This is a genomic window from Peribacillus sp. N1, from assembly GCF_054600815.1.
On the sequence record NZ_BAAHZO010000008.1, the window covers coordinates 1 to 12,291 of the forward strand.

Genomic DNA, 12,291 nt, shown 5'->3' on the forward strand with positions numbered 1-12,291 from the left:
AGGTCTTTTTCTGCTTGTTCTTTTTTGTTCAATAAATCTTGCGCTTGGTTCAATAAGTCTTGAAGACGGTCTTTTTCTGCACCTTCAGGAAGCTTATTGACCGCTTTTTGGGCTTCGTCAATCGCCCCTTGATCCGTCGTTCCTTCCAATGTATCGAACTTATCGTCCGTGAACAGATCTTCCACTTTATTCTTCGCATCGGTAAGGTCTTTTTCTGCTTGCCCATCTACATCTTTTCCTAATTCAATCTTTTTTGTTTTACTAAATTCAATATTGAAATTCTCTGGATTGCCACCAATTGATTGAGCTACGTTATATTTATATATACCTTGCCAAGTAAGATTGCCACCGGATTTGCCCACATGACTATTTGCAGGATCGCCTGTCGGACTCGTCCAGAGCTTTAACATGCCTGTATCCATACTCATCGTAAGGGAGGTGCTTAAATTATTTAATGCTTGTTTTTTCACTGAGGACAAGACAACATTCTCAGGAGTATTAAAATCAATGGTGGTTGGTTTATTTCCCACTTCCAAAGCATGACCGTCTTCTGTAGTTACATGGAGTTTCGCTTGATTATTGATCTGTGCCGGTCCATAAAGCGAAACCATTGGGTATGAATCCGTACCAGATCTATTCATCTGTACATCTGCACCGGCATCCACGTTAAATGACTTAAACTTCCCAGATCCGGTAACTCCTTTTTTTCCATCAATCTCTAGCTTTGCATTAGCCCCAATAGAAAAATCTGCATCACCGCCTGTTGCATAAAATATTCCATACCCGCTCTTACTTGTAAAAATTTTCACATTCGCATTTGGTGCGATCTTAAATTGAGGTTCTTTTGAAATCGACCAAATAAGAGCATGGCCACTATTATGGCTAATATGAGTTTCACCATCAATTTCCACACTTCCAGTTTCCGCCATCTCGTGCGTTATGGATGAGCCTGATACTGCATTATCCTGAATATAAATGTCGTTTACTCCTTTGAAAACAGCTTTCCCGTTACGGTTCCAGATTAATTGTGGCCCATTGTAGTTTACATTTTCGAATATTTGCTCTACATTTTTTGTTACATCATGTATTGTAATGAGACCGTAATAGTTCTTCCCTTTAATATTTACGTTTTTTACATGGACACTGCTTAAAATATTACCGTTGGCATAAATACCGCCTTTTGATCCTGTTGACCCTGTTTCCGTTATTATATGGTTATTACCTTCGATCACGATTTCCGATTTTGCCGGGTGAATTTTAATCGCTCCGCTGATATCAATGTTTTGTCCAAGATGGATCGCAGTAATTCCGTTATCCGTTTCTAAGGCAGCCTTCAACTCTTGAAAATTATTGACGACTGCTTCATTTACCATCATTTTTGAAGCTGCTTTCCCAGAAGATTGAGTTTCGTTTGTTTGTGTACGAGCTTCTTGATTTTTCACCCCAGACTCTTGTGAATTCGAACTTTCCTCATTCTTTGGTGTGGATAGTTCTTCTGCAAAACCTGCACTTGGCATTAATAGAGAACTTGCTAATAGAAATGATGTTGTCATAACGTTAATAGGTTTTAACATTTTACTTTTCTTCATAAAAGAAACGCTCCTCTAAAAAAAAATTTTACTTACAAGATCAATAATACTTTTTTTCGAGAAGTACCTCGTCCCAATAATGATCCATAAAAAATCATTTTAGGAACCACATTTGGGCATTAAACGTCAATTTTAATGTGATTATTTTCATTTATGGTGATGAGTTCCATCGGGTGAAATGATCCTGCATTTTATAAAAGCAGGTCCTCTCATCAAATCCCCTCGTTTAAATTCCATAAAATTTAATGATTCTTTTAGGGCTACAATCTTTATGGTTACATAACTAAAAAAGTGTGATAAAAGCAACCATTGGTTCCGTCTTATCACATTTACGCATGAAAGGATTTATCATTTACATTCCCTGAAGAGTTACTTCTATTTTTCTTATAACTCATTGTCATAACGTTCCGTCGGATTACATGAACATATATATCCACCCAACGCACTTGGTACACGCCATGGAACTTTTCACCGTAATCTCCTTACATACCACTTTTACTTTTATTCACCCTTTTTTCCATGGGCACTTTTAAGAAAGGATAGTGAAGTTATTAAAATGAGGGTGATTTTCAGCGTATTTATTTCCTGTTTATTTAATAAAAGATACATCAGAAATAAGACTAAAAAGGCTTGAATAAAATAGATCCTGTATTTCAATAGGGTGAACCAAGTTTGTGACACCCATAGTAATAAAAAGTTATATTGCTTCGACATCATCTTTCTCCTTTATCATGATGTTGATATTATCCAGATTTAGATTCTGGCATCATTATATACAAAAAGGCTAGTGTCGGTATTTCATAAAGTAAAATCATTCGTTCAGAAAAGAAATGCAGTCCATTCTTCATTGGATTTCGAAAAAGCAGGTGCAGATTAGGGGGCGGCTGATTTTACTACCGAAGAACTAGCGTTGGATTAAATGGCATAAGGATAAAAAGGAGGAGTGGGCATAGCAAATAAAATCGAATGGCTACTGAGTAAAACAGACCTACTAATATCCAATTCACCTGTACTTTTTATTTCTTAAAGGACCGAAAAAATTACTCATAAAAAACCAGCCTGCCCCCTGGGATCATAGGGAACAGGCTGCCAGAGGGGTTATCAAAGGCACAATGTTTTGGAACCGCTCAGAGTATGGGTCTTCTGCAATGGGGTTTTTGGGAAGGATCCTCACTGCTACTTTATTTTATAATATATTCCAAGTCATAACGTTTCAAAAATGAAATGAGATAAACCATTTTTTATATTGCGCCTTCCCGTTAGAAGTTATCTTAGCAGGTGAAGAAGGGGTGGAACGGAGTGTCATGAACGAAAACCGTAACTTCATATCATGAATTAATGAGCGAATGCTATTCATCTGCCTCATAGGGAGATTTTTTTAGAATCCTTCGATTAGTCACCAACTTGAACTGAATGATTTTAAATCAGATTAATCGATAAATAAAAAAAGATTGTAGAGAGAATGACGCTTCCCTACAATCCAGAACAAGCTAACTTATTTCTTTAAGCATACTTCTTACTTTCCTCGTCTTTAAAAAAGCTCTTCATTGCATGGAAAACGTCAGCCTTTTGTTTAAGGATATAGTACCTGAATTTTTCATTATCGATGTTCTTATAAGCTGTCATCAATGTCGAATGACGATTGTATTGATTGACTTCCCCGTATCCGAACATATTGGAAACCTTCATGAGTTCTTCAACAAGCTTAACGCAGCGGACGTTATCGGATGTTAGGTTATCACCATCGGAAAAGTGAAACGGATAGATATTAAACTTCGCGGGGTCATATTTATGATCAATAAGTTCTAATGCTTTTCGGTATACGGACGAACAAATCGTACCGCCGCTTTCCCCTTTTGAAAAGAAATCCTCTTCCGGAACAACTTTCGCTTCTGTATGATGGGCTATAAACTCGATTTCCACCGTTTCATATTTTGTCCGCAAGAAGCGGTTCATCCAAAAGAAAAAGCTTCGAGCCATATATTTTTCCCATAACCCCATGCTTCCGGAAGTATCCATCATTGCCAGTACAACTGCTTTGGAATCAGGTTTCTGAATCTCATTCCAAGTTTTGAATTTAAAATCTTCCTTATAAATAGGATGAAAACCTGGGTCCCCCCTTAAAGCGTTCCGTTTGAAAGCCGATATCATCGTTTTCTTTTTGTCGATATTTCCCATTAGGCCTGTCTTGCGGATATCGTTGAATTCGATGTGTTCAAGCGTGTGCTCCGCGTGTTCTTTCTTCTGAAGATTAGGGAGTTCCAATTGGCTGAACAGGGCTTCTTCCAATTCCATCATCGACACTTCGGCTTCATAATAATCCTCGCCAGCCTTGTCACCTGCACCCTGGCCCTTACCAGCCCCGGCATCGGACGGTGAGCCATCCCTCGCGACTACATCCCCCACTTTACTGTCTCCATCGCCTTGCCCTACATGTTTGTTTTTATCATAGTTATAACGAATTTTGTATTCATCCAAGGAGCGAATGGGAATCTTGATAACATCCCGGCCATTGGACATCACGATGCTTTCTTCTGAAATTAGATCAGGCAAATTATTCTTGATCGCTTCCTGCACCTTTTCCTGATGACGTTGTTGATCATCATAGCCTTTCCGATGGAGGGACCAATTTTCCTGTGAGATAACATACTGTTGATTACTCTCTTCCGACATTCTCTTCCCCCCTTAAAAATGTTTGCACGCTTTTCATCATTCCTTCATATAATAAATTAGTGTGGGAAAGCCCACATCATTCCGGTTTTCCAATCAAAAATACAGTGCGAAAAAACGGATTAAAAGAAAAGTATTACTCTATCTTATGCAGCGATGCTGGATAATTTACAACAAAATTCAATAATGGACGTTTACCTACGAACTAGACAAGTCCTGACATGGGCATTAGATGCCCTTTAAAGTTTTTTTAAAAATGCCACTGCAAAATAAATATTTCAAGAAAGCGAACAGACCTGATGATCATCAGGTCTGTTCGCTTTAAGCGGGTTTCATTTTTCGGATAATAGGATTATTAAAATGCCAGCGTAATTAATGAAATACAACAAAAAGGGTGCACCAGCAGTTTTTCTGGACACCCTTTTACACAGATAGAATGATTCTGGTTGTGATATTCGTCAATCTTCATCTTCCTCTATTTCATGTTGAACTGTACCTGGGCGTTTATCCCACTCTTTCAATTCTTCATTCGTCCTTTGATTTTCCATCTGCTTTCCAAGTTCTTTCATCTCTTCATAATCCTTAGCCATGGAGCTATTTTCCGGAACATGTTCTTTTTTCAATTCCTCTTTACTCATTTGCCATCACCTCTACTTATTGATACCCAATATTTCCAAATCCAAAACGTAACATATCTAATGGAAATATGGGGTATAGATAAGACATTATAAGCTAATGTAAGGAGGTGCAAGAAGTATGCAAACAACTACCCTTTATGTAAAGGAAGCAACGTCAGAAGGTCCGATTTTAAATCTGGAGTCCATACTTTTGAAAACGGAAGGTGTGGAACGAGCGATCATCGATGTTGATGATGGGGAAATTAAAATCGATCATAGCGAAGAAAAACTATCACCGAATCAACTTATTACACTTATTGAACAGTATGGTTTGAATGTAACTAAATAGAAATTAAAGCACCGGACTCCCTCCATTCAGAAGGGCCCGGTTCTTTAATCTCTTGCCTTATATAATCACCCTTTAACAAAAGATGCATGATTTCAAGGGAATTCAGAAGTCCACCTTTCTTTCATTTACCTTCCGCAAAAGGCAATAAACCCCTGCCCGATTGGGGGCAGGGGCAAAAAAGTATGGATTACCGATTTAACAAGCTTCCCACATAGCGCAGCAAATCATTGGCTGAGGTGGAATTATAACCGTGCTCGTCGATAAGTCTCGTGATGACCTCGTTCACTTTCTTCAGTTGCCTTTCGTCTGGTGTCTTCGTTGAAGTAGTGATCTTTACGACATCCTTCAAATCAGCAAATAGTTTTTTCTGGATTGCTTCCCGTAAACGATCATGGGAATTATAATCGAATCTCTTACCTTTACGCGCATATGCAGAAATGCGAATCAATATTTCTTCGCGGAATGCTTTTTTTGCATTCTCGGAAATTCCTATTTGCTCTTCAATCGAGCGCATCAGTTTTTCATCTGGATTGATTTCTTCCCCAGTCAATGGATCACGCAGCCTTGATTTATTGCAGTATGCTTCGACATTGTCCAGATAATTATCCATGAGGATCTTCGCCGACTCTTCATATGAATAGACAAATGCCTTTTGGACTTCATTTTTTGCAATGGCATCGTATTCTTTACGTGCCAGTGAAATGAAATTCAAATACCTCTCCCGAAGTTCGTTCGTAATGGACGGATGCTGGTCAAGACCTGCTTTTAATGACATAAGTACATCCAACGCATTAATGGACGGGTTTTCCTTACGAATGATCGTAGAGGAAATCCGGTTAATTACGTAACGCGGATCGATTCCGCTCATGCCTTCGTCCTGATATTCTTTTTTCAATTCATTGATGTCTGCGGAATTAAATCCTTCGACATTTTCCCCATCATAAAGCCTCATCTTTTTCACTAAATCGATATCGCCCTTTTTGGGATCCTTCAATCGTGTCATGATGCTGAAGATTGCCGCCACCCTTAATGTATGCGGAGCTATATGAACATCCGAGACATCACTTTCACGGATCATTTTTTCATAAATCTTTTCTTCTTCGGTAACCTTCAGATTATATGGAATCGGCATGACAATGATACGGGAATGCAATGCTTCATTTTTCTTATTGGAAATGAACGCTTTATACTCCGTTTCATTCGTATGGGCCACAATGAGTTCATCGGCACTGATCAATGCAAAACGTCCTGCCTTAAAATTCCCCTCTTGTGTCAATGATAGCAAATGCCATAAGAACTTCTCATCACATTTCAGCATCTCCTGGAACTCCATCATCCCGCGGTTCGCCTTGTTCAGCTCACCATCAAAACGATAGGCCCGCGGATCTGATTCGGATCCGTATTCGGCAATGGTCGAAAAATCGATGCTGCCCGTCAAATCAGCGATATCCTGTGATTTTGGGTCTGAAGGACTGAACGTTCCAATTCCAACACGCTTATCCTCCGAAAGGAAAATACGCTCGACCATCACATCTTCAATCCTGCTTCCATACTCCTGTTCTAACCTCATTACATTCAGCGGCGATAGGTTTCCTTCTATCCTTATTCCATATTCTTCAAAAAAATCATTCCGTAAATATTGAGGAATGAGATGCAGTGGATCTTCATGCATCGGGCATCCTTTTATTGCATAAATGGCACCAGTGTCTTTTAATGAATAATTTTCAAGTCCACGCTTCAGTAAAGAAACGAGTGTGGACTTCCCGCCTGACACAGGACCCATTAGAAGCAATATCCGCTTACGGACATCGAGCCGCTTTGCCGCCGGATGGAAATATTCCTCGATGAGCCTTTCCAGTGAATCTTCAAGGCCAAACAACTGACCGCTGAAAAAATTGTATTTCTTTGTCCCATTTACTTCCTCTATCCCTGCATCTCTGATCATGTTGTATACACGTGAATGAGCAGATTGAGCAACTAAAGGCGTTTCTTTCAATATTTCTAAGTACTCTGCGAAGGTGCCTTCCCACTTCAGCTTCTGTTCATCTTCTCTAAATTTTTCGATTTTCTTTAAAATATCCATTAAGGAACCTCCCCCTGTCACTTTCAGAGAATACTTAAATCTATGCTCCAAGTCTGACAAACATGTCAGACTTTAAAAAGTCGCCGGCCATTGTTTCGAATAGCCCTTGGCTCTCCAGTATCGAAAAAGGCTTAATCATTGAAGAATTGAGGACAATTATGCTGACAAGAAAAATTGTGTGCACTCCTGCTAAAAATTAGGGTATACTAAGCCTATACTTAAGTGGGACAATATGGGTAAAGGGAGGTCACAGCATGGGCACAGTTATTATCGTTGGGGTTGCTATTACATTTTTAGCCGCTATCTTCACTGCCGGGTATAATGATAAACCAGGTGTGAAATAAAAAAATAACAGCCTTTCTTAAATCCAAAAAGGGGACAGCAAATTAAATTTGCCGTCCCCTTTTTTTCACCCTCATCGATATTAATAGTTAGAGCATACCAATCAATGAAGTGGCTACACCATTTATACAGCGTCCTTTTTTTCAGTGTGAGCGGCAATGTTATTCTCCATCGATCTCAAGTCTTCATTTACTTTTTGTCCTTGTTCCAAATATTCTGTTTGGAATCCGCTCTTTATTGCCCAACTATAAAACCCTAGAGATAAACATGTTATGAGGACCATATCCCAACCAAATCGGATTATGTTTAGTCCACCAAACTTTTCACTGCCTAAGTATGAAATGGTCATCATACAGAGTAGGTAAACAACCATCCAAACCCCAGCCAAGAAGTTTTGACGGAATCCCTTCCAATTGATTTTTGCTTGATAATAGAAATAAACGGGGAGACCAATCATAATGATAAATAATACTTGTCCTGTCAGTGGCCACCTTGCCCAATATAAAACCAAAGAAGCAAAAACAAAACCAAGCGGTGCAATGATACTTAATCCTTTTAGACGTAATGGTCTGTATAAATTCTGACCAGTGCGCCTTAATGTCATAACAGTAACTGGACCTGTAATATAAGAAACTAATGTCGCAACCGAAATAACCTCTGCCAATACTCCCCAGCCTCTAAACATAAATAAAAATAAGAAGGATACACCTAGATTAAAAAACATGGCTTGACGAGGGATACCATAAAGTGGATGAAGTTTTCCAAATACGCTTGGCAAATATTTATTCTTTTCCATTCCATAAAGCATTCTTGACGTTGTCGCCGTGTATGTTATTCCCGTCCCGGAAGGAGAAATAAAAGCATCAACGTATAGTAAAATAACTAACCAGTTTATACCTAGGACTATTGCTAAATCAGCAAACGGTGAATTGAAATTCAAATGTTGCCATCCGTTCACAATCATGGACGGATCAACGGCCCCAATAAATGCAATCTGTAATAAAACGTAGATAACCGTTGCAATTAAGATGGAGCCTATTACTGCAAATGGAATCGAACGTCCAGGATTCTTTGCCTCACCTGCCATGTTAATCGGACTTTGAAAACCGTTAAATGCAAAGATGATACCAGAAGTTGCTACAGCAGTAAGCACACTTGCCCAACCATTAGGAGCGATACTTCCTGCAGAGGTAAAATTAGATCCATGAAAACCGGCAAATAAAAGTGAGCCGATCGTCAGTCCAGGTATAATAACCTTAAAGACTGTAATAAATGAATTTGCTTTTGAAAACAAACTAACTGTCCAGTAATTCAATAAAAAATAGACGACCAATAATGCAGAAGCAATTGCCAAGCCTGCCCCAGTTAGACTCCCATTTTCTACTAAACCATGTGTCCACTCCGCCCATTTCCATGGCCATGAGCTCATATATTGAACAGAAGCAATCGCTTCGACTGGAATTACAGAAACAATTGCGATCCAGTTTGCCCAACCTGCAAGAAAACCTATAAACGAGCCATGAGAGTATTGCGTATATTTTACCATCCCCCCAGCTTCAGGAAACATTGCCCCTAATTCACTGTAAGATAGTGCGATAAATAAAATAACAACCATCCCGATAATCCAGGAGATAATGGCAGCCGGTCCTGCGATTTGTGCCGCTTTCCATGCTCCGAATAACCAACCTGAGCCAATAATTGACCCGAGTCCTACCATCGTTAACGAAAACGTACCCATCTTTCGCTGCAAATTATTCATATGTTCATCACCATGCTTTCCAAATTTCATTCTTTATAATGACGTTCTTAACTGATTTATCAATTGTTTCAAGTTCGTCCAATTGATTCTTAAAGTGATTGCTGAATTGCATCACCTCTTGCTAAAGTTTAGTGAATTGTAATGCGAATCTTGGATGTACCCTATATTGCTTTTTAATATGAACAGATTTTCTCTGCTTTTAGAAAATACTAAGATCCCATTCCTGTGCCATTTGTTTCAATAACATACCACCTGTTACGCTATTCCCATATTCATCAATGGCAGGTCCGTATATACCAATGCCACATCCATCTTGAAAGGGAAGCCCGCTTCTGGAACTTGGAGGAACAAGTGCCATGATCCCGCCAGATACTCCACTTTTGGCAGGCACCCCCACAAAAGCCGCAAATTTACCCGAAGCATTGTACATACCACAAGTAAGCATTAATGCTTTGGCCAGCCTAGCCACTTTTTTGGGGAGTACTTGTTCTTTACGGATGGGATGGTATCCATCTTGTGCAAGAATCAGCCCAAGCAGGGCTATGTCTTCTGTGGTTACTACTATGGAACATTGTTTGAGGTAAACCTCTAAAGCTTCCTCTACATCCGATTCTAAATAATTCGTCTCTTTTAAATAGTGAGCCAAGGCTCTATTTCTATGAGAGGTTTGCCACTCAGATTGATACACTGCCTCATTGATGGCCGGGCGCTTTCCTAACAAATTTTCAAATAATGTATAGAGAAATTCTAATTTCTTTCGTGAAGTATCACCTGGAAGAAGCGAAGCTATGGTAATCGCCCCTGCATTTATCATCGGATTGAATGGCTTTCCCGGCTTATGCATTTCTAAACGAATAATTGAATTGAAAGCATCTCCAGTTGGTTCCACATCGACCCTCTCTAACACATAAGAAATGCCACAACCCAAGCACGCGGCTATAAAGCTAAGCACTTTTGAAATACTTTGCAGCGTGAATGGGACTTCCCAATCCCCTGACTTGATCATTGTTCCACCAGGCTCCAGTATGCAAATGCCTAATTGCGATAAGTGTGCATTCCTCAATGCAGGTATATAATTGGCGGTTTGCCCTTCAGTAGCATAGGGTCTGTAATGTGCCACCCATTCATCTAAGTCGGCTTGCTTTTGACTACTAACGTGAATGTCATACTCTTTTGACAATTCTTCAATCACATTTTTCCACCTCTTCAGTTGTTGTATCATTATTCAAAATGAGCGTTTTACCGAATGCCATCATGCTGCAATAGATTAGATGAAAACATAATGAATATTCTAATGATTGTTAAGCGCTTTCAAAAAATTCTATCTACCGTTAATTTTAAATTGGGAACTACATAATCATACGAAAACCTACAAAATCTAAAAAATAAAAATCACTAAAAAAACGGAATCATCTCACATGTTCCGTTACCATTTTTTGTGGATAGAAAAACAGATTGGTTTTGCGATAATTGGTTTTAAGCCGTTCCATTCAGGAACAAAGTAAGCGTTGTATTGAAGCTGATGAAACTGTATACTGATTTTTTAAACAAATTGGGAGGTGACGACTTGAATCTGAGTACGTTAATGAAAAAAGAGGTCAATATCCTTGCTTTGATGTTGTTAACAGTCCCATTAGCAGGCGAATTGAGTTTTTATCCTTTAAATGAAACGTTTCGGGTAAGTTTTGGTCCACCTGTACTTTTCTTCTTTTTACTATTATTACAGAAAACACCTGCCATTCTTTCGGGCTTCCTGACAGGAACAATGGTTGTGGTATTTCGTATTCTTATAGATTTTTTCATTCATGATAGTTTTTCCTGGGCTTCCGCTTTCCAAGTTCATTATCCAAGTTTTTTCTTTTATTTCACCTACTGCTTTCTTTTTTATTTAGTGAAAATCAATCGCTTTCAAAACCGATCTTTGATTATTGGATTTATTGGTCTCATTATCGAAATATTGTCCGACTCAGTAGAATTAATCTTTCAATATATTGTATTGGAAACAACAATTACGCTAGGTTCACTGAACGAGATGATCATGATCGCATTCGCCCACAGTTTTATCGTTTTAAGTTTTTTTAATATGATGAAGCTTTATGAAGCACAATCAAGGGAACGACAAATCAGAAAACAAAATGAACATATGCTGATGCTCATTTCCAACTTATACGAGGAAACGATTCATTTAAAAAAAACATTAAAAAATGCTGAGAATATTACAAAGAAATCGTATGATTTGTATCGAGATTTAAAAGCTCTGGAAAAACGGGAAAAGCAACCTCATGTTCTTACAGAGCCATATAGTCAAAAAGCATTGCGCATCGCGGGTGAAATGCATGAAGTCAAGAAAGATAATCAACGAATTTTTGCCGGTCTTTCCAAATTGATTTCCAATGAGAGTTTTAAGGATTATATGAATGCTGCTGAACTTTTTCATTTAATTATCCGAATTAATGAAAAATATGCCTTATCTCTAGGAAAGGATGTACAATTCGAATACTCATTGGATCAAAAAAATGATTCACATTATCATGTGTATACCGTGTTATCTCTTTTCAATAATTTAGTCGCAAATGCAGTTGAAGCAATTAAAGATAAGGGAATCGTCCGTTTAAGTTTGTGTGAAATCCATGACAATGTGGAATTTAAAGTTGCTGATACTGGACCTGGAATTCCTCAAAAATATCAGACTGTCATATTCAAACCTGGGTTCACTTCAAAATATGATCATTTCGGGACACCTTCAACGGGGATTGGTCTCTCATATGTTAAAGAGGTCGTAAAAGAACTGGGAGGCGATATCCTGTTTGAGAATAGTTTTAACGGCGCTGTTTTTTCAATAAAATTACCCATTCATAAGTTGATCCAGAAAGGATGATTCC

Annotated in this window: 8 protein-coding genes; 2 read left to right on the forward strand and 6 right to left on the reverse strand. The window is 38.6% G+C overall.

Annotation, left to right across the window (positions count from 1 at the left end; genetic code table 11):
- The 3 genes from ACYP5M_RS23460 to ACYP5M_RS23470 all read right to left on the reverse strand — a co-directional run.
- On the reverse strand, positions 1–1,589 hold a 1,589-nt coding region (locus ACYP5M_RS23460), incomplete at its 3' end, for a toxin Cry1Ac domain D-VI-related protein (protein ID WP_459735585.1).
- A 1,503-nt stretch (positions 1,590–3,092) separates the two neighbouring features.
- A complete protein-coding gene (gene yhbH / locus ACYP5M_RS23465; protein WP_101223356.1) occupies positions 3,093–4,262 on the reverse strand; it encodes a sporulation protein YhbH in 1,170 nt (389 codons plus the stop codon).
- 455 nt (positions 4,263–4,717) lie between these two features.
- Entirely contained in the window at positions 4,718–4,897 is a 180-nt protein-coding gene (locus ACYP5M_RS23470; RefSeq protein WP_098370934.1) for a hypothetical protein, read from the reverse strand.
- A gap of 118 nt (positions 4,898–5,015) precedes the next feature.
- Here ACYP5M_RS23470 and ACYP5M_RS23475 point away from each other — a divergent pair, with 118 nt between their 5' ends.
- Positions 5,016–5,225, forward strand: coding sequence for a metal ABC transporter ATPase (locus ACYP5M_RS23475; protein ID WP_034315156.1), 210 nt, complete (start codon positions 5,016–5,018; stop codon positions 5,223–5,225).
- A gap of 187 nt (positions 5,226–5,412) precedes the next feature.
- Here the strand turns inward: ACYP5M_RS23475 and ACYP5M_RS23480 are convergent, their stop codons facing one another.
- The 3 genes from ACYP5M_RS23480 to ACYP5M_RS23490 all read right to left on the reverse strand — a co-directional run bounded on the left by ACYP5M_RS23480 (position 5,413) and on the right by ACYP5M_RS23490 (position 10,598).
- A complete protein-coding gene (locus ACYP5M_RS23480) occupies positions 5,413–7,308 on the reverse strand; it encodes a PrkA family serine protein kinase (RefSeq protein ID WP_207437311.1) in 1,896 nt (631 codons plus the stop codon).
- Between the two features lie 466 nt (positions 7,309–7,774).
- The gene (locus ACYP5M_RS23485; protein ID WP_434167829.1) at positions 7,775–9,409 is read right to left on the reverse strand and encodes an APC family permease; all 1,635 of its coding nucleotides are present in this window, start codon (positions 9,407–9,409) and stop codon (positions 7,775–7,777) included.
- Positions 9,410–9,608: 199 nt separating this feature from the next.
- Positions 9,609–10,598: a glutaminase gene (locus ACYP5M_RS23490; protein WP_434169725.1), complete on the reverse strand. Its 990-nt coding sequence runs from the start codon at positions 10,596–10,598 to the stop codon at positions 9,609–9,611.
- Positions 10,599–11,024: 426 nt separating this feature from the next.
- Between ACYP5M_RS23490 and ACYP5M_RS23495 the strand changes: the two genes are divergently transcribed.
- Positions 11,025–12,287 carry an ATP-binding protein gene (locus tag ACYP5M_RS23495; RefSeq protein ID WP_434169726.1) on the forward strand — a complete coding sequence of 421 codons (1,263 nt, stop codon included), beginning with the start codon at positions 11,025–11,027 and terminating at the stop codon, positions 12,285–12,287.
- Positions 12,288–12,291 lie beyond the last annotated feature (4 nt).

What these genes read in the sequence shown, in the direction of transcription:
- ACYP5M_RS23495 (WP_434169726.1), top strand. Translation starts at nt 11,025, where the DNA reads ATGTTGTTAACAGTCCCATTAGCAGGCGAATTGAGTTTTTATCCTTTA.
- ACYP5M_RS23480 (WP_207437311.1), bottom strand. Translation starts at nt 7,308, where the DNA reads ATGGATATTTTAAAGAAAATCGAAAAATTTAGAGAAGATGAACAGAAG.
- ACYP5M_RS23470 (WP_098370934.1), bottom strand. Translation starts at nt 4,897, where the DNA reads ATGAGTAAAGAGGAATTGAAAAAAGAACATGTTCCGGAAAATAGCTCC.
- ACYP5M_RS23475 (WP_034315156.1), top strand. Translation starts at nt 5,016, where the DNA reads ATGCAAACAACTACCCTTTATGTAAAGGAAGCAACGTCAGAAGGTCCG.
- ACYP5M_RS23485 (WP_434167829.1), bottom strand. Translation starts at nt 9,409, where the DNA reads ATGAATAATTTGCAGCGAAAGATGGGTACGTTTTCGTTAACGATGGTA.
- yhbH (WP_101223356.1), bottom strand. Translation starts at nt 4,262, where the DNA reads ATGTCGGAAGAGAGTAATCAACAGTATGTTATCTCACAGGAAAATTGG.